We start from the raw sequence: 18712 nt of genomic DNA, 5'->3' as shown, positions 1-18712 counted from the left end.
GGGCCCGACCCGCGCCTCCCGTCCGTCCTCCGGTCGCGTCTCAGACCTGCGGTGCGGACCGCGGGCGGGTCGAACCACCGGTCGGGAGGCTCCGGGCCGCGTCCGCCAGGGCGGCCTGCGTCGCGGCGAGGAGCTGCTGGGCGGTCTGGATCCCGTTGGCGGAGCCGGTGGTCGCCTGGCCGCCGGCGTGGGCGAGCAGCTGGGCGCCGATGGCGGGTCCGATGCGGTCCGCCTCGCGCGGGTTGCGCGCGACCCAGTCGCGGGCGATCGCGTCGGCCAGGCGCTCGGCGGCGGCGCCGCGCTCGGCGTCCCCGCGGGACCGGTGCCAGAGCCCGGTGACCACGAGGTGGGCGACGACGGCGCCGACGTCACGGACCGGGAAGCCCCAGCCCGCGGTGTCGATGTCGAGCAGGCCGGAGATGCGCCACGGCTCGTCCTCGTCGACGAACACCTGCTCCAGGTGCAGGTCGCCGTGCACGACCTGCTTGGTCGAGCTCGACCAGCCGATGGAGCGGCGGCCGATGGCGTCGTACAGGCGGTCGATCTCCTCGGCGTCGCGCGGCAGCGCGGCGATGAGCGTGCGACGGTGCCAGTCGGCGTGGTCCATCGCGTCGGCGCGCGCCTGCTGGGTCATCGGGACGGTGGCGACCCGGCCGCTCAGCGCGGCGAGCGACGCCACGAAGCGGGGGTCGTCGGCGATGTCGAGGATGCGGCTGCCGGCGGGCACGCCACGGATGCGCTCGAGCACGAGCAGGCCGTCGCCACGGCTGGACAGCACACGCGGCACGGGCAGACCGGCCGCGACGAACTGCTCGTGCGACTGCACGATCGGTGCGACCCGGTGCGGACGGACGATCTTCAGGAACAGGGTGCGCTCGGGGGCGTCGACGCGCACGACCGCGCGCTTGCCGGGCCGGTACGCCGCCACGGTGAGCACCGGGTCGGTGACGGGCATGCCGAGCGTGGTCAGGAGCTCGGCGACGGCGTCGCGGTAGGTGACCTGCGGCAGCACCGGCAGACCGGGGTCGTTCGGGTACGCCCACACCGACACCGGGTCGCCCGTCGCCGGATCGGTGACGATCGCGCTGTTCTGGTCGTGGGTGCCGCCGGTGTCGACGTAGGTCAGGACCGTGGCGCGCTGGCCGTTGCGGTCCACCGTGTCGACCTCGTAGCCGTACAGGTAGCCGTTGCCCGAGGGCTCGACGGAGTGCGCCCGCGCGGCCACCACGGAGGTCCCGGAGCCGGCGAAGGCCTGCGGGATGACGCGCTCATGGTTGGGCCACACGGCATCAGTCAACCGTGTCGCGCGGGTTTCGTCGCGTTCGTGCACGGCTCGGCGCGCGGCCGGTGGCTACCGTGGTCGATGTGAACCCGGTCGCGCGCCTCCGCAGCTCCAGTCGCACGCCGTTCCTGCAGGTCGTGAAGACCGCCGTCGCGGTGGTCGCCGCCGTGCTCCTCTGCCGCCTGGTCATCCAGGGGCCGTTCCCCACCTTCGCGGCGATCGCTGCCCTGCTCGTGGTGCAGCCGAGCATCAACCAGTCGTTCGTGAAGGGGCTCGAGCGGAGCGCGGGCGTCGTGATCGGCGTCGTGCTGGCCACCGGGTTCCACCTGCTGCTCGGCGACGGCGTGTTCGTCGTGCTGCTCGTCATCGTGCTCGCGATCCTCATCGCCTGGGCGCTCCGGCTCACCCCGACGTCGGCCACCCAGGTGGGGATCAGCGGCATGCTCGTGCTCACCGCCGGGGTCGTGACGCCGAACTACTCCGCCGACCGGATCCTCGAGACCGTGATCGGTGCGATCGTCGCCCTGGTCGTGAACGCGCTCATCGTGCCGCCCGTGCTGCTCGAACCGGCACACCTCGCCGTCGCGCGGCTCGCCCGTGACACCGCGGTGGCGTTCGAGCGGATCGCGATCGGCCTGACCGAAGGGTGGGACCGCGAGCGCTGGGACGAGGCGCTCGTCGCCGCCCGGGCACTGCGGCAGCAGCACGCCAAGGCCGAGGCGTCCCTGGGGTCGGCCCGCGAGTCCCTGACGATGAACCCGCGCGGCGGCCGGCACCGGACGATCCTCGACCGCGACGTGGTGACCACCGACCACCTGCGCGTCCTGGTGACCCGGGTCACCGGGATGACCCGGGCGATCCGCGACAACACCGCCCCGGACCTGCGCGACGACCCGGTGGTGCACGGCATCGCGACCGAGGTGGCACGGATCGGTGCGGACGTCCGCGCGCTCAGTGCGCGGGTCGAATCGACACGACTCGACCCGGTGGACGGGGTCGGCCGGACGGACGCCGCCGCCTTCGGACCGGACGTCGAGCCGTGGGCGGAGGCCTCGGAGCCGGCGCTCACCGCGCCGCTCGAGGTGGTGCGGCCGAACTCCCGGCACTGGGTGCTCATCGGGGCACTGCTCGAGGACATCCGACGGGTGCGGGGCGAGCTGCTCGGCGAGGACGACTAGTCGGTCCGCTTCAGTGCGCTGCGCAGGCCGCTCGGTCCGCTTCAGCGCGCTGCGCAGGCCGCTCGGTCCGCTTCAGCGCGCTGCGCAGGCTGCTTCCGACGCCGTCCGGACGACGTCCGACCAGATCACCGCGGTCGGCACGACGTCGGTCGCGGTCGCACCCGGGATGCCGGCGTCGGCGTACCGGCTGATCTCCGCGACGACGGCCTCGGTGCCGACCTCGCGTGCAGCACGGCTCGCCACGTCCGGCACGGCCGTCCGCAGCTCCGCGACCACGCGGTCGCGCGGAGCGTCCTCCAACTGCGCGAGCGCGCCGATGCCCTTCCACGCGGCGTCCAGTTCGGCGCGCAGGCGCACGATGGCCGGGTGGTCGATCGAGTCGTTCATGATCCCCCAGTGCGGGCGGCGCATCGGGTCGCGCTGTCCGCTGCCGGAGCCTAGCAACGAAGCAAGCGGCGCTCACGTCCCTAGAACGTGGGACAGACCGTTCTGCTTCGTCCTGTGACGAGATTCAGCGAGTCGGACCCGGAGAACGCCCCTCCGCGCCGGTTCGATGCCACGATGGGTCCGAGGAGGTCCACTATGCGGCTGTTGGTGGTCGAGGACGACGACGAGATGCGTGCCCTGATGGAACGCGGACTCGCGGCCGAGGGGTACCGGGTCACGGCCGTAGAGAACGGTGTCGAGGCGCTCATCGCCCTCGGCGAGCAGGCGTTCGACCTTGCGGTCGTGGACGTGATGATGCCCGGCATGTCCGGCTTCGAGCTCGCGCGGCGGATCCGTGAGCGCGAGGACCCTGTGCGGATCCTGCTCGTGACCGCGCGCGACGCCGTCGACGACCGCGTGTTCGGGCTCGACGCCGGCGCGGACGACTACCTCACCAAGCCCTTCGCCTTCGCCGAGCTCACCGCCCGGCTGCGTGCGCTCGGCCGTCGCGAGTCCGCCGGGGCTCCCCGCACGATCGAGGTCGGGGACGTGTCGATCGACTCCGAGGCCCGCCGCATCTCGATCAAGGGGCAGCGCGTCGCCGTGAGCCCCACCGAGTTCGCCCTGCTCCGACTGCTCGCCCGCTCCGCCGGCAGCGTCGTCGACCGCCCGAAGATCCTCGAAGAGGTCTGGGACGGTTCGCAGCACGTCGACCCGAACGTGGTCGAGCAGTACATCTCGTACCTCCGCAAGAAGCTCACCGCGCACGAGGCCACCGTCGCCATCGCCACGGTCCGCGGTCGCGGGTACCGCCTGGATCTGCTCGGGGCGTGAACGGGGCCGACGACGCCCCACGGTCGGACCGCCGACGCGGCGGTCCGATCCGGCCGCTGCGTCTGCTGTCGCTGCGTGCCCGGATCACGATCGGCTCGACGGCGATCGCCGCGATCGTCATCCTGCTGCTCGTCCTCGTGATGCGGTTCCAGGTGGTGAGCGTCGTCGCGAGTGCGACGCGCACGCTGCTCGACGCCGACGCCGACCCCTACGTCGCCACGCTCGAGGTCGACAGCGACCCCGACCTGTCGCCGCCGGGCAACGCGCAGCTCGTCGCCGTCGTGTCCCCGTCCGGCGAGATCGTGCTGTCGACGATGCCCGACCGTGTCGAGCAGGCGCTCGGCAGTCTGCGGTCCACCCCTGCCGGTACCTCGATCATCACCGTCTCCGGCTCGGAGTACCGCGTCGTGGTGGAGCACCCCGTCAACGAGGCCGGCCGCTGGACCGTCGTGGCCGCCCGCAACTCGCAGGCCGAGGCCATCGTCGTCGACGACCTCACGACGACCCTGTCGTTGACCGGCCTGGCGATCCTGCTCGCCTTCGGCGTGGCGTCCTGGGTGCTCGCGACCACCGCGCTGCGCCCGGTGAACCGGATGCGCCGCGAGGCCGAACGGCTCTCCGTCGCCCCGGAGCGTGCCGAACTGCCGGTGGGCCCCGCACAGGACGAGCTGGCGTCCCTGGCGACCACGCTCAACGCCTTCCTCGCCCGGACTCGGCAGGCGACCGAGCGCGAACGCCAGATGGTGTCGGACGCCAGCCACGAGCTCCGGACACCCCTGGCGATCCTGACGACCCAGCTCGACCTCGCCTCGCTCGACGGGAACGACGCCGCCGCCCTCGCCGCCCACATCGAACGCGCCAAGCACAGCGTCGCGCGGTTGTCGCGGCTGGCGAACGACCTGCTCGCGCTGTCGCGGATCGAGGAGTCCGAGCGGCGTGAACAAGACGGCGACCGGCGACCCGAGACCGCGTGGTCGGACCTCGGCGACGAGGTGATGGCCGCGGTCGACCGTGTCCGGCTCATCGCCTCGGCGAAGGACGTCACCGTCGACTTCGACCTCGAGCCGCCCGTCGCCGTCGGCGGTTCCGGCCCGGGCATCGGCGGCGGCACCGTCGAACCGCGGTACCGGATCGACACCGGCGGGATGGCGCAGCTCGTCACGAACATCGCGGGCAACGCCGTGGCCGCACTCCCCCGTGGCGGCGGCATCTTCGTGTCCTGGCGGAGCACCGGCGGCGAAGGCGTCCTGCAGATCACCGACGACGGCCCCGGCGTGCCCGAGTCCTTCATCCCCGTGGCGTTCGACCGCTTCACGCGTCCGGACGAGGCCCGGACGTCCCGCCCGAACCCGGACCCGTCGACCGGTGTCGGCGCCCTGCCCGGCGGCTCCGGGCTGGGACTCGCGATCGTGCGTGCGGTGGCGGAACGGGCGGGAGGCACGGCGTCCCTCCGCAACGTGCCCGCCGGTGGACTCGAGGTCACGATCCGCCTGCCCGAGGTGCGCTGAGCACGACCGCTCACTGGAAGTCCCGCGAGCGGGTGCGGACGGACAGCGACAGGTGCTCGATGCGGTCCGCCACCAGGTTGACGACCCCGTCGGGTGAGCGCTCGAGGATGCCCCGGACGATCACCGCCGGGGACTCCCGCGCCACCCGGCGGAAGCGCCCCCAGACCCCGACACTGCAGATGACGTTGACCAGCCCGGTCTCGTCCTCGACGTTCAGGAACGTGATGCCGGAGGCCGTCGCCGGACGCTGCCGGTGCGTCACGATCCCGCCGACCTCGACCCGTCGTCCGGTCTCGGCGGTCGCGGTGTCCTGCACGCTGAGCACCCGGCGGGCGGCGAGGCGGTCGCGCACGTGCCGGACGGGGTGGTCGTCGGTCGTCATGCCCGTCGACCACATGTCGGCGATGAGCACGTCCCCGCTCGTCATCTGCCCGAACAGCGGCGGCTGCACGAACACCTGCGTGTCCGGCAACTGGTCCGGGCGCTCGGCGGCCGCCTGGGCAGCCGACCACATCGCACCGCGGCGGTCGATGTCGAAGGGGGCGAAGGCATCGGCAGCGGCGAGTGCCTCGAGCTGCGGCGTGGTGAGCCCGACCCGTCGGGCCAGGTCCGACATGTCGCGGAAGGGGCCGTTCGCGTCCCGCTCCGCGACGATCTTCTCGGCGCTCTTCCGGCTGAGGGACGCGACCTCGGCGAGCCCGAGCCGCACGGCGAAGGCACCGTCGCGTCGGTGGCTCGCGGTGTCGTCGGGGAGCGCCTTGTCGAAGGGCAGCACCGGGGGCTGCTCGGTGGCCAGGCACGCGTCGTCACCGGCAGGGGCATCCCCGTCCGGCAGCGGTTCGAGCGTGGCGTCGACCCCGGACCGCAGGATGTCCGGTCGCAGCACGCGGACGCCGTGCCGTCGGGCGTCGGCGACCAGGGTCTGCGGTGAGTAGAACCCCATCGGCTGCGCCCGGAGCAGGGCCGCCAGGAACGCCCCCGGGTAGTGCAGTCGCATCCACGCGCTCGCGTAGACGATGAGGGCGAAGCTGATCGAGTGGCTCTCCGCGAAGCCGAAGTTCGCGAAGGCCTGGATCTTCGCGTAGATGGCGTCGGCGTCCGCACCGTGGATGCCGTTGTCCGCCATCCCCGTGTAGAGCTTGTCGCGCAGCAGGTCGATCTTCTCGTGCCCGCGCTTCGACCCCATCGCTCGTCGCAGCAGGTCGGCGTCGTCACCGGAGCAGTTGCCGACCGCGATCGCCATCTGCATGAGCTGTTCCTGGAACAGCGGGACCCCGAGGGTGCGTTCGAGCACGGGTTCGAGCGCCGGGTGCATGTACGTGATCGGTTCCTCGCCCGTGCGTCGGCGGATGTACGGGTGCACCGCGCCGCCCTGGATCGGCCCGGGTCGGACGAGTGCGACCTCGATCACCAGGTCGTAGAACCGCCGCGGGAGCAGTCGGGGCAGGGTGCCCATCTGCGCGCGGGACTCCACCTGGAACACCCCGATCGTGTCCGCGCGGCACAGCTGGTCGTAGACCCCCTGTTCTTCCTTCGGGATGGAGTGCATCTCCCAGCGCTCCCCGCAGTGCTCTGCCGCCAGGTCGAACGAGTACTGCAGGGCCGCGAGCATGCCGAGCCCGAGCATGTCGAACTTCACGAGCCCCATGTAGGCGCAGTCGTCCTTGTCCCACTGCAGCACGGTGCGGCCGTCCATCCGGGCGTGCTCGATCGGCACGACCTCGCCCACCGGGCGGTCGGTCAGCACCATGCCGCCGGAGTGGATGCCGAGGTGCCGCGGGAACCCGAGGACGTCGCTCGCGAGCCCGACGACCGCCGGCGGGATGTCGTGGTCCTGGCTCTCGGTCACCGAGCCCCCCCGCTCGACCTGCTTCGACCAGGCGTCCTGCTGCCCGGGGCTGTGGCCGAGCGCCTTCGCCATGTCACGCACCGCACCCTTGGGCCGGTAGGTGATGACGTTCGCGACCTGGGCGGCGTTGTGCCGGCCGTACTTGGCGTACACGTACTGGATCACCTCTTCGCGGCGGTCCGAGTCGAAGTCGACGTCGATGTCGGGTTCCTCGTCGCGCATCGCCGACAGGAACCGCTCGAACGGCAATCCGTACCGGATCGAGTCCACCGCGGTGATCTCGAGCAGGTAGCAGACCGCCGAGTTCGCCGCCGAGCCACGCCCCTGGCAGAGGATGCCGCGACCACGGGCGTACTGCACCATGTCCCGCACGATCAGGAAGTACCCCGGGAAGTTCTTCTCCTCGATCACGGACAGCTCACGCTCGATGCGCTCCCGCTTGCGGGGGTCGACGCCGTCGGCGCTGCCGGGGTAGAACCGCCGGGCACCCGTCCACGTGAGCTCGCGGAGCCACGACATCGCGGTGTGTCCGTCCGGGACGTCGAGGTCGGGCAACCCGGGCTGCACGGTCTTCAGCCGGAACCCGAGCTCGTCGGCGAGTTCCACGGTCCGCTCGATCGCGCCGGGGTAGCGCCCGAACCGTCTGGCCATCTCGGCGCCGGAGCGCAGGTGGGCGGTGTCGGCGGCCGGCAGCCAGCCGTCGATCTCGTCGAGGCTGCGACGGGCACGCACCGCCGCGAGTGCGGTCGCCACCGGGAACCGGTCGGGGGTGGCGTAGTGCACGTTGCCGGTGGCGACCAGGGGCAGCGCGTGCTTCGCGGCGAGGGCGGCCAGGGCGTCGTTGCGGGCGCTGTCGAGCGGGTCGCCGTGGTCGAGCAGCTCCACGACGACGTTGCGGCTGCCGAACCGGTCGAGCAGCACCCGGAGCGCGGTCTCGGCGGCGGACTCGCCACCCTGCTCGAGGGCCTGCCGCACGGAGCCCTTCCGGCACCCGGTGAGGACCCGCCAGTGCCCGTCCGCCCGCGCGGCGAGGTCGTCGAGGTCGTACTGCGGGCTGCCCTTCTCGGACCCGGCTGCCAGGTGTGCGCTCGTCACCGCGCCGGCGAGCCGGTGGTAGCCGTCCTGACCGTCGGCGAGCAGGAGCAGGTGCGAGCCCTCGGGGTCGGGCACACCGTTCTGCGGTTCGGTCAGCCCCAGGGACAGCTCGGTGCCGAACACGGTGCCGACCTGCGGGTACGACTCGGCGACCTCGGCCATCCGGGCGGCCCCGTAGAAGCCGTCGTGGTCGGTGAGCGCGAGGGCGTGCAGTCGGAGCCGAGCAGCTTCTTCGAACAGGTGCTCGGGCTGACTGGCGCCGTCGAGGAAGCTGAAGGCCGAGTGCGCGTGCAGTTCGGCGTACGGCACCACGGGCCCGCCGTCGGTGTCGAGCGGTGACGGGACGTACGGCTCGCGCTTCCGCGACCACGCGGGGCTGTCGCCGCCGTCGCCGTCGTGCGCCGTGCCCGGGCTCCGCTTGTCGGACAGCGCGCGCTCGAACTGCGACCACGGGATGGGTGGGTTGCTGTAGCCCATCAGGTCACGCTCCTGTCGGTGTGGTCGGGGTCACGTCGCGATCGCCTCGGCCCACCAGCGGTGGTCCGCCAGCACCAGGTACCAGGCACGCCCCTCGGCGTCGACGAGCTGCAGCCGGTGCAGGCGTCGACCGCCGGACTCCCACCACCGGACGACGAGCGGCCACGGGCCCGCCCAGGCCGTCACGGCCGAGAAGCCGCCGCCCCGGTCGCCCTCGGCACGGAACCGTTCGGGTGCGCCGGACAGCACGCCGCGCTCGTCGACGTCGACGCTCGCACCACCGACGGCGACGACGTCGACCGGTCGGGGGCGCTCGAGCACGGTGGCAGGGGGCGGGCCGGGCAGCTTGCCGGGCCACGGACGGTCGCGGACGGTCGCCAGGGCTCGCTCACCGCCGGCGGGTGCGTCGCCCCACGGCACGAGCACCACGCGCTCGGACAGGGTGCGGCCCCCGCCGATGCGCGGGCTCACCACACCGTCGTGGCCGACCATGCCCTGGATCCGGGCGAGGCCGTGGTGCACGCGCTCGTCCGGGCCGGAGCCCCACAGCCCGCGCTCGTGGTTCGCCATGTCGTCGACGGCGACCGGCTCGAGCACGACCGAGGTGACCGGCGCCTCGAGCCCGCTGGGGTCCACCCCGCCGGCGAGCTGCCACCGCACCCGGTCGACCACGTCGGCGGCGTCGAACCAGCGCGGGTGCGCCCAGGTCCGTTCGAGCAGGATGTCGCGCTCGTCGACGATCCCCACACGGATGGTCGTCGCCACGAGTCCCGCGGCCCGGAGTCGCTCGGCGAAGTCGTCGGCGGAACGCCGGAACGCGAACGCGATCTGGTCGGCGCGGTCCAGCGGGGGTTCGAACGACGCCTCGACCCGGAGTTCCGGCGGGATCTCCCGCGCCGCGATCTCGCGGGGGTCGCGGCCCCCGGCCAACCGGTGCAGGAACGCCCCGGCCACGCCGAAGCGGTCCCGCACCTGTTCGTCGCCGAGTGCCGCGAAGTCGCCGAGCGTGGTGATGCCGAGCCGGTCGAGCACCGTCGTGAGGTCGGGGTCGCCGAGCACACCGAGCGGCAGGTGCGCGAGGAAGTCCGCCGATCCCCCGACGGGCACGAGCCGCACCCGTTCACCGGGGCGCACCGGACGGGCCCGGGCGGCCTGGTCCGCCGCGAACGGGGTGTCGGCCACCCCGGCCCGCACCGCGGGGGCGCCGTGGTCGGCCGCGATGCCGGCAAGGGTCGCCGCCGCCGCGCGCTCACCGCCGTAGTACCGGGCCGGGCCGCGGGCGCGGAGCGCGAGGGTGCCCGGCCGCAGCACCTCGACCCCGGGGACCGCCGCCTCGACCGCACGGATGACGGGCTCGAAGGCGCGGTGGTCGAGGGCGTCGTCGTAGGGCTGCACGAGGAGCTCGGGGCACCGTGCCTGGGCCTCACGCACGCGGAGCCCCCGCACGACACCCTGCTCACGCGCAGACGCGGAGCTCGCGAACACGAGCCCCTTGGCGGTCAGGGCGAGGGGCTGCTCCGGCGGGGTGCCACCGGCCCGAGCCGCCGCGATGACCGGCCAGTCCGGGCACCAGAGCACGATCGTCCGGGTCGGGGGTGGTTCGGGCAGTGCCGCCCCACGCGTGATCGCGTCGGTCCGGACGCGCCCGGAGGCGATCACGACGCCACCGCCACGGGCCGCAGCACGCGGGTGTCCCCGGAGCCCACCGTCGGCACCGGTGTGGCGGCCCGGACCGCACCGTCGGCCGCGGGCAGGAGCAGCTCGGCGGTCGCCGGACGCACCGCGCCGGCACGCCCGGTCGCGGTCACGGTGGCCCGGCGCTCCGTCAGGTGGCCGTGGCCCTGACCGATGCCGCTCCACGTCGAGGACGTGACCCGCAGCGTGACGTCCGCCCCGGGCCAGGAGCCGAGCGCGACGAGTGCGCCACCGCGCTGTCGCAGCCGAGCCGACAGCCGTGCCACGTCGCCCGGCACGACCCGGCCGAGCGGTCGGGTGAGGACGATCTGGGCGACGTCGGCCATCGCCGCCGTCACGGCGAGCCACTGGTCACCGGGATCGGGGACGAGCACGAGCCGTTCGAGGTCGATCCCCGCGGCGGCGGCGGCTTCGATCCCGAAGGACGGCACCCCGACGACCGCACACCACGCCCCGGCAGCCGAGGCCGCCTGCAGCATCGTGATCGCGAGCAGCACCGACTCGGGGACGGCGTAGGTGCCACCGACCCGGATCGCGCCGCCGGGCAGCAGGGGTTCGAGCGCCGGGGCCGTGGGGAGCCCGGCGGTGTCGACCCGCGTGGACTCCATGTCGGCCACCCGGGACCGCAGGGACGTGATGCGGTCGAGCGCAGCCCGGGCATCGCTCAGGTGGTCCGGCCCACGGCGCGCACCGCCACCGCCCGCACCGCTGCCACCGCGTGCAGCACCGCTCCGCCCGCCCCGGTCCGGGGTGGGCGACCGGAGTGCCGCCGCCGTCTGCATGCCCTCATATTCGAACATGTGTTCGATGATGTCAATCGCGTCCGACATCCGTGGACAGTCCCGATCGAACACGTGTTCGGATCAGGGCGTCAGCTCACCAGCTGGCGACCGACCCGACTCCGCCGAGCACCGACCGTGTCTTGGTCTCGACCTCGTCCGCCTCGTCCGCGGGCACCGACGACCAGGTCACCGCTCCCCCGGCTCCGAGGGTCCGGGAACGCACTGCACCCGACTCGTCGAGCACGGTCACGAGGCTACGGATCGCCACCGACAGGTCGACCGCCCCGCTCGCCGAGAAGTACCCGATCGCGCCCGAGTACACCCCGCGCGGCGCCCCCTCGAGCCGGTCCGCGATCGCCGTGGCACTGCTCTTCGGCGCCCCGGTCATCGACCCCGGCGGGAACGCCGCGTGCACCACCTCGGCCCGCGACGTCCCCGGCGGCAGCACCGCCCCGATCGTCGAGACCAGCTGGTGCACGCTGGCGTACGTCTCGACGGCGCACAGCCGCTCGACGTGCACCGACCCCGGCACCGCGGTCCGCAGCAGGTCGTTCCGCAGCAGGTCGACGATCATCACGTTCTCGGCGCGGTCCTTCGGGCTCGCCGCCAGGTCGTCCCGCGCGGCCGCATCCGCCACCGCGCCGGCGAGCCGCCGCCGCGTGCCCTTGATCGGCTCCGCGAGCACCGCTCCGGCCGCGTCGATCCGCAGGAACCGCTCCGGTGACCGGCTCGCCACGCGCAGCGGGCCGAGCCGCAGGAACGCACCGAACGGGACGGGGTCGGACGCCCGCATCCGCAGGTACTCGCCCAGGTGCGGGTCCGTACCGGGGCCGCCACGGGCCTCCTGACCGACCGCGAAGGCGGTGGTGAGGCAGACCTGGAACGCGTTCCCCTCGCGGATCTCCGCGCGGCACACGTCGACCGCCCGCTCGTAGGCGGCACGCGTCACGCGTCCGGTCGCCGTGGACACCCCGGCCGGGAGGCCCGTGGCCGCGTCCACGACGCCGACCGACGTCGCGGGGGTGGGCACCTCCTCGAGCCACGAGCGGTTCCGCGCGCTGGCCGCCGGTTCCGCGTCGGCGACGAGCGCGAGCGCCCAGCCGCCACCGGTGTGGTCGACGACGACGGCTCGGTCGACGAACCGCAGGTCGGCGTCGGCGTGCCCGTCGGCGGTGCGGTCCGGGCCGCCGGACTCGCGGCCGAGCTCGTAGCCGAGGAACCCGACCCAGCCCAGCGCGAACCCGCACCCGACGACCGGCTCGGGCAGGCTGGGCGTGCGTCGGAGCAGGTCAGCCAGCACCGCGAAGGCCGGACGCTCCTCGGATCGGGCGGGCCCGAACCACTCCTGGGCGGGCGGGGCGACCGTCAGGTGCGCGCGACGGTCCTGGTGCCGGAACCGGGCGGCGAACGGCCCGTCCGTCCACGCCAGCACGGACCAGCGGGCCCGGGGCCGAGCCGTGGCGGGAGCACCGTCGGGCAGGCCGGAGTCGAGCCACACCAGGTCCCCGGCGACCTGCGCCGCCAGGGCCGCGAGGTCGGGGACCGGGTCGAGTCGGCGGACCTCGACGCGGACGCCGGGGTCGGGGGTGCTCAGATCGCGGCGATCGTCCATGCGGCGGCGTGCGAGGCACCGGGCGCGAGCACCACGAGGCCGCGGTCCTCGCCGTCGTTGAAGGCGTCCGGGGCGCACGTCATCGGCTCGACGGCGAGACCGGCGCGGTGGTACTCGGGGACCACGTGGTCGGCGGTGTGCACCTGGGCCCAGCCGCACTCCGGCCCGAAGGTCGCACGGACCCCGTGACCGTCCGCCGCCGTGACCGCGATGGTGGCGAGGCCGGCGGCGTCACGGTCGAAGCCGGTGAAGGCGTGGTCGATGAACCGGTCGCCGATCAGCGTGGGCGTGCGCAGGTCGAACTCGTCGTGCACGGGGACCAGGTCCGTCGGGACGAGCCGGTCCGGCGTCACCTCGAGCACCTGGGCGGCGGGGAGCGTCAGGGTCCAGTCGTCGACGGTGCCGGCACCCGCGACGAGGTAGGGGTGCGGGCCGGTCCCCCACGGCGCGTCCTCGGCGCCGGTGTTCGTCCCGGTGATCGTGGTGTGCAGCCCCTCGGCGTCGAGCCGGTACTCCACGGTGACCTCGACGCGGTACGGGTAGCCCTGCTGCGCCTGCACGGTCGTGGCGAGCACCACGCGGTCGTCCGCCTGCTCCTGCACGCGGAAGTCCGTCCACGCGACGAGTCCGTGCAGGGCGTGGTGCCGTGCGGGCTCGGTGAGGGCCAGCTCGTGGTCGACGCCGCCGAAGGAGTACTCGCCGTCGACGATCCGGTTCGGCCACGGGGCCAGGACGGCACCGCGGAAGACCGGGCGGACCTCGTCGGCGTCGAACGGGACGACCAGGTCTCGGCCCTCGTGCCGCAGGGTCCGCAGTGTCGCTCCGACGGTGGCGATGTCGGCCGTGTACCCGGCGGAGGCGATCGTCAGCGGAGACCCGGACAGCGGCGCGTCGTTGCTCATGCGCTCAGCGTATCGGGCCGCCGAGGCCTGACGGGCGCACGAAAAACCCCGCCGTTCCGAGGAACGGCGGGGTTGAGGGTGGATCTGAGGGGACTCGAACCCCTGACCCCCTGCATGCCATGCAGGTGCGCTACCAGCTGCGCCACAGACCCAGATCGTGTTGCTTTCGTACCAACCGGTTCCCCGGAGGCACCATAGAAGCGTACACCATGCGAACGCCGGGCGACGAAATCGAAGCCGTCACCCGGGCGCGTCGCTGATCAGGCGGTGTGGTCCACCGGGAGCTCGAGCGGGATCGTCGGGCAGTCGGCCCAGAGACGCTCGAGTGAGTAGTACTGGCGGTCTTCGTCGTGGAAGACGTGCACGATGATCTCGCCGAAGTCGATGAGGACCCAGCGGCCCTCGGTACGGCCTTCGCGGCGGAGCGTCTTGGCACCGAGCTCGAGGAGGCGTTCTTCGACGGCATCGGCGATGGACTGCACGTTGCGCTCGTTCCGACCGGTTGCGAGCAGGAACACGTCCGTGAGCTGCAACGGCCCGGTCACGTCGAGAGCGACGAGGTCCTCGGCCTGCTTGGCGTCGGCCGCGAGTGCTGCGGCCTGCACGAGTTCCAGTGCGCGAGTGGAGGCGGTCACGGATTCCTTCCGGTCGTCGAACCGACGGACAGCCGGTTCGCTTGATGGGTCACGATCATAAGCCACCCCGCCGACAGCGGCCAGGCCAGGGTCGGCGGGGTGGTGGAGAACGGACGTCGGGGACGGCAGCGGTCAGCCGCCGAACGCGTGGGTGGTGAGCAGTGCGGTGATGATGACACCGGCCGCAGCCAGTCCGACCGCGCCGACCGTGACACCGAGGATCAGCGGCGTGCGCGACTCCTTCGGCTTGGCGGCGGCGAGCACGACCTGGCGGGTCGAGGTGTGGCTGGACACCGCGCGGCTGGCCCGGACCGGGCTGGCGTCGGTGTCGGGCTGCTCGTCCTGCTGCTCGAGCAGGCGGTCGACCTCGGCGCCGTCGATCGGCCGGTGCGACCCCGTCGACGACAGCGATGCCGGAAGGTCGATCGACCCCGTCAGGATCACCTCGCCCGTCGCGTTCAGGGCGCCGGTGGGGTCGGCCAGGGCCGAGTTCGGCAGGATGATCGCGTTCGTGTTCGTCACCGCGACCCGACGGGTGCCGGTCTCGGCGTCGTGCACCTCGGAGTCGTTCGAGTCGTGCGCCTGCTGGGACCAGTGGCCGGCGGGCGGCGCGAAGGCGGTGGTCACCGGCTTCGGCTCGGTCGGACGCTGGAACGCGGCGGGGACCTTCGGAGCCTCGGTGGCGGGCTCGGGCAGCGGCACCTCGTTGGTGTCGTCGTCCTCGGCGTCGAGCGAGAGCGGGAACACCGCGGGGGTCGCTGCGGCGGTGTTCGTCGGGATCGGCACCGGCGTGACGGCGGGCTGCGACCCGGCAGCGGGAGCGGGTGCGTCCTTGGACGGCTCGTCCGCCGGGGCGACGTCGGTCGTCTCGTCCGCAGGGGCGTCGTTCACCGGCGCATCCGACTCGGGGACGTCGGTCGCCGGCGTGTCGGAGTCGGTGACGTCGGCGGGCGGCGACCACGTCGACCGGTGGCGGCGGGGCTCCTCGGCGTGCGCGGCGGCTTCGTCGAGGGGCTCGAGCGCGTCCGGGGAGCCGTCGGCCTCGGTGGCCTGGGCGACCGCGGCCTGGTCGAGGACCGTCGGGGCAGCGGGCTGCTCGTCGTGCGTGGCCTCGGCGTCCGGAGCACTCTGCGGCCCGGCGGTGGGGTCGATCGTGTCCACCGACCCGAGGACGTCCTCGACGGTGCGGTCGGACGACTGGGGCGTGGGGTCCTGCAGCGGGACCGGCTGCACCGCCTGGCGCTCGGCGGCGCGGAGCTGCCGGATCTGCCGACGGGTGAGCCCACCGCTGCCGGGGACGATCTCGGTCGCGGAGGCAGGCGGGAACGGCGGCACACCGGCTGCGGGTGACGACGCCGGGACGGACGAGGCAGACGCCGGAGCGGTCTGCGCCGATGCCGGCGCGGACGACTGGGCGGGGCCACCGGGGGCCGGGGCGACGTGCGACCCGGGACGGCGGGACTCAGGGGTCTCGGCGGCGGGTGCGGCGACGGTCGGGGGCGGCGTCGCGGGCTGCGAACCGGCCGCGGCGGCACGCTCCCGCTCGCGCGCCTGGCGCCGCGACAGGGGCGGCTGCGCGTCGGACGAACTCATGCAACGCTCCGATACAGATGGTGCTTGGAGATGTACTGGACGACACCGTCGGGAACCAAGTACCAGACGGGGAACCCCCGTCGAACCCGGTCACGGCAATCCGTCGAGGATATGGCCAGTGCAGGGACTTCGAGCAAGCTTACGTCCCGCTCGGGCAATCCGGTGAGGCTCAAGGCGTGTCCCGGACGCGTCACGGCCACGAAGTGCGCGAGGTCCCAGAGACCATCATGGTCTTTCCAGTCGACGATCTGCTGAACGGCGTCTGCGCCCGAGATGAAGACGAGCTGGGCATCTGGTCGCTGTTCGTGCAGATCCCGCAGGGTGTCGACGGTGTACGTCGGCCCCGGGCGGTCGATGTCCACGCGGCTGACGGTGAACATCGGGTTCGACGCGGTGGCGATCACGGTCATCAGGTACCGGTGCTCGGCGTCGGTGACGTCGGACTTCATGTACGGCTGTCCGGTGGGGACGAAGACGACCTCGTCGAGGTCGAACGCCCGCGCCACCTCGGACGCCGCGACCAGGTGCCCGTGGTGGATGGGGTCGAACGTGCCACCCATCACGCCGATGCGTGGCCGTCCGGTGGTCTCGAGCATCGAGTGGTCGGTCAGATCTTGGTGTGGCCGAACTCGTCGACACCCGTCTCGTGGTGGCGGGTGGCCTCGAACTTCTGGGAGTGGCGGTAGGCCACGTCACGGAAGCTCCAGGTCACGAAGCCGAGGAAGATGAAGAAGAGGGCGCCGACCATGGGGAACACGAACGCGGGCGCCCCGGAGGCGTGCTCAGCAGCTTCTGCGAGGAGGGTCATCGTTCGTGCTCCGTTCGGTCGGGGAAAGACGCCGTTCAGTCTAGCCGCGGATCTGCCCGGAGCCGCGCACGATCCACTTCGTGCTCGTCAGCTCCGGCAGGCCCATCGGACCGCGCGCGTGCAGCTTCTGCGTCGAGATGCCGACCTCGGCCCCGAAACCGAACTCGCCGCCGTCGGTGAACCGGGTCGACGCGTTCACCATCACGACCGCCGAGTCGACGGTCGCCAGGAACCGTTCGGCGGTGTCGACGTCGTTCGTGACGATCGACTCCGTGTGGTGCGTCGACCACCGTGCGATGTGCGCCATCGCCGCGTCGACGTCCTGCACGACGCGGATCGACAGGTCGAGGTCCATCGACTCGGTCGCCCAGTCGCCGTCGGTGGCGCGGAGCACCCCGGGCACGATCGCCCGCGTGGCGTCGTCGCCGCGCAGCGTCACACCGGACGCCCGCAACCGGTCGGCCAGCACCGGCAGGAGTCGTTCGGCCGCGGCCTCGTGCACCAGGAGGGTCTCGAGGGCGTTGCAGACGCTCGGCCGCTGCACCTTGCTGTTCAGGACGATGTCGACCGCACGCTGCTCCGGCGCGGAGGCGTCGAGGAACACGTGCACGACGCCCGCACCGGTCTCGATGACGGGCACCTGCGACTCGGTGACGACGGTCTGGATGAGTGCGGCGCTCCCCCGCGGGATCAGCACGTCGACCAGGCCACGTGCGCGCATGAGCTCGGTGGCACCGGCGCGGCCGAACTCGTCGATGGTCTGCACCAGGTCGCGGGGCAGGCCGACCGACTCGACCGCGTCCTGGATCCGGGCGACGAGCACGGCGTTCGTGTGCTGGGCCGCCGATCCGCCACGGAGCACGACGGCGTTGCCCGACTTGAGCGCGAGCGAGGCGATGTCGACGGTGACGTTCGGGCGCGCCTCGTAGATGGCCCCGACGACACCGAACGGCACGCGCACCTGGGTGAGCTGGAGTCCGTTCGGCAGCTGCGACCCGCGCACGTGCTCCCCCACGGGGTCGGTCAGCCCGACGACGTGCTCGACCGCGGCGGCGAGGGCCTCGATCCGGCCGGGGTCGAGTCGCAGCCGGTCGAGCAGCCCGGACGAGAGTCCGCCGTCCTCGCCGGCGATGAGGTCGTCGTGGTTCGCGGCGACGATCTCGTCGGTCGCGGCACGCACGGCCGAGGCGATCGCGCCGAGGGCCGCGTCCTTGACGGCGGTCGTCGCGGTCGCGAGCGCCGACGAGGCGGCCCGAGCGGCCACGAGCTTGTCGGTCAGGGTCGGGGCGGGCGCGATCGACGACATGGACCGATTGTAGGTCCGTCCCTCGGTTCGTGACGGGCGTTCCGGACACTCGCCGTGCCTCCGGGCCCGGTCCGCCCGACCACCGGTCACGACACGTCGTCCCCCGCCCGCCGAGCGGTCACAGATCGTCGCTCCGCGCCGACCCTACCGACGGTTCCCGACCACACGACCGCGTCCCGACGGTGAGTCGTGACCGCCTGGAGGCCCGCCAACGGTCGCCGGGACCCACACCGGACCTCCAGGCGGTCGCGTCCACCCCGTCGGTCGGTCACGACACGTCGTCCCGCACCACGCGAGCGGTCACAGATCATCGCTCCGCGACGCCCGCGCCGACGGTTCCCGACCACACGACCGCGCCCCGACGGTGAGTCGTGACCGCCTGGAGGCCCGCCACCGGCCCCCGGGACCCGCACCGGGCCTCCAGGCGGTCGCGTCCACCCCGGCGGCTGGCCGCGTCGACCGGTCACGACACGTCGTCCCCCGCCCGCCGAGCGGTCACAGATCGTCGCTCCGCGACGCCCGCGGCGACGGTTCCCGACCACACCACGGCGTCGCGACGGGGAGTCGTGACCGCCTGGAGGTCCGCCACCGGTCCCCGGGAGCCGCACCGGACCTCCAGGCGGTCGCGTCCACCCCGGCGGCTGGCCGCGTCGACCGGTCACGACACGTCGTCCCCCGCCCGCCGAGCGGTCACAGATCGTCGCTCCGCGCCGACCGTACCGACGGTTCC

The 18712-nt window shown here is 73.2% G+C and carries 15 protein-coding genes and 1 tRNA gene; 3 read left to right on the top strand and 13 right to left on the bottom strand.

Annotated features, from left to right (window positions below; genetic code table 11):
- Positions 1-40: 40 nt before the first annotated feature.
- Entirely contained in the window at positions 41-1285 is a 1245-nt protein-coding gene (locus ORG17_RS05385) for a phosphotransferase enzyme family protein (RefSeq protein WP_214527975.1), read from the bottom strand.
- A gap of 80 nt (positions 1286-1365) precedes the next feature.
- Between ORG17_RS05385 and ORG17_RS05380 the strand changes: the two genes are divergently transcribed.
- Entirely contained in the window at positions 1366-2460 is a 1095-nt protein-coding gene (locus ORG17_RS05380) for an FUSC family protein (protein WP_027464727.1), read from the top strand.
- A gap of 72 nt (positions 2461-2532) precedes the next feature.
- Here the strand turns inward: ORG17_RS05380 and ORG17_RS05375 are convergent, their stop codons facing one another.
- A complete protein-coding gene (locus ORG17_RS05375) occupies positions 2533-2847 on the bottom strand; it encodes a hypothetical protein (RefSeq protein ID WP_110864838.1) in 315 nt (104 codons plus the stop codon).
- A gap of 195 nt (positions 2848-3042) precedes the next feature.
- Here ORG17_RS05375 and ORG17_RS05370 point away from each other — a divergent pair, with 195 nt between their 5' ends.
- Both ORG17_RS05370 and ORG17_RS05365 read left to right on the top strand, forming a co-directional pair.
- A complete protein-coding gene (locus ORG17_RS05370; protein ID WP_017885962.1) occupies positions 3043-3720 on the top strand; it encodes a response regulator transcription factor in 678 nt (225 codons plus the stop codon).
- Entirely contained in the window at positions 3717-5228 is a 1512-nt protein-coding gene (locus tag ORG17_RS05365) for a sensor histidine kinase (protein ID WP_051596530.1), read from the top strand. Before ORG17_RS05370 ends, ORG17_RS05365 begins: the two co-directional genes overlap by 4 nt.
- A gap of 10 nt (positions 5229-5238) precedes the next feature.
- On the opposite strand, the gene ORG17_RS05360 is transcribed toward ORG17_RS05365, so the two are convergent.
- The 11 genes from ORG17_RS05360 to ORG17_RS05310 form a co-directional block, all read right to left on the bottom strand.
- Positions 5239-8649: an error-prone DNA polymerase gene (locus tag ORG17_RS05360; protein WP_214527976.1), complete on the bottom strand. Its 3411-nt coding sequence runs from the start codon at positions 8647-8649 to the stop codon at positions 5239-5241.
- Between the two features lie 30 nt (positions 8650-8679).
- Positions 8680-10308 carry a DNA polymerase Y family protein gene (locus ORG17_RS05355; RefSeq protein ID WP_081827190.1) on the bottom strand — a complete coding sequence of 543 codons (1629 nt, stop codon included), beginning with the start codon at positions 10306-10308 and terminating at the stop codon, positions 8680-8682.
- Complete coding sequence (locus ORG17_RS05350) at positions 10305-11174, bottom strand: hypothetical protein (protein ID WP_051596529.1); 870 nt, start codon at positions 11172-11174, stop codon at positions 10305-10307. The genes ORG17_RS05355 and ORG17_RS05350 overlap by 4 nt, the downstream gene beginning before the upstream one ends.
- Positions 11175-11220: 46 nt before the next feature.
- Complete coding sequence (locus tag ORG17_RS05345; protein WP_214527977.1) at positions 11221-12738, bottom strand: anthranilate synthase component I family protein; 1518 nt, start codon at positions 12736-12738, stop codon at positions 11221-11223.
- Positions 12717-13640, bottom strand: coding sequence for an aldose 1-epimerase family protein (locus ORG17_RS05340; protein ID WP_214527978.1), 924 nt, complete (start codon positions 13638-13640; stop codon positions 12717-12719). The genes ORG17_RS05345 and ORG17_RS05340 overlap by 22 nt, the downstream gene beginning before the upstream one ends.
- Before the next feature lie 79 nt (positions 13641-13719).
- Positions 13720-13792: transfer RNA gene (locus ORG17_RS05335), tRNA-Ala, on the bottom strand.
- Between the two features lie 108 nt (positions 13793-13900).
- The gene (rsfS, locus tag ORG17_RS05330) at positions 13901-14275 is read right to left on the bottom strand and encodes a ribosome silencing factor (RefSeq protein WP_027464721.1); all 375 of its coding nucleotides are present in this window, start codon (positions 14273-14275) and stop codon (positions 13901-13903) included.
- Between the two features lie 132 nt (positions 14276-14407).
- Positions 14408-15868, bottom strand: coding sequence for a hypothetical protein (locus tag ORG17_RS05325; RefSeq protein ID WP_214527979.1), 1461 nt, complete (start codon positions 15866-15868; stop codon positions 14408-14410).
- The gene (gene nadD / locus ORG17_RS05320) at positions 15865-16464 is read right to left on the bottom strand and encodes a nicotinate-nucleotide adenylyltransferase (RefSeq protein WP_027464719.1); all 600 of its coding nucleotides are present in this window, start codon (positions 16462-16464) and stop codon (positions 15865-15867) included. The genes ORG17_RS05325 and nadD overlap by 4 nt, the downstream gene beginning before the upstream one ends.
- 11 nt (positions 16465-16475) lie before the next feature.
- Positions 16476-16676, bottom strand: a complete 201-nt coding sequence (locus ORG17_RS05315) for a hypothetical protein (protein WP_035807661.1) — start codon at positions 16674-16676, stop codon at positions 16476-16478.
- A gap of 40 nt (positions 16677-16716) precedes the next feature.
- Entirely contained in the window at positions 16717-17982 is a 1266-nt protein-coding gene (locus tag ORG17_RS05310; RefSeq protein WP_214527980.1) for a glutamate-5-semialdehyde dehydrogenase, read from the bottom strand.
- Positions 17983-18712 lie beyond the last annotated feature (730 nt).

Source organism: Curtobacterium flaccumfaciens pv. betae (assembly GCF_026241855.1).
Taxonomy (GTDB): Bacteria; Actinomycetota; Actinomycetes; order Actinomycetales; family Microbacteriaceae; genus Curtobacterium; species Curtobacterium flaccumfaciens.
Note: the sequence above shows the minus strand (reverse complement) of the source record. Positions and strands in the feature narration are given on the sequence as shown.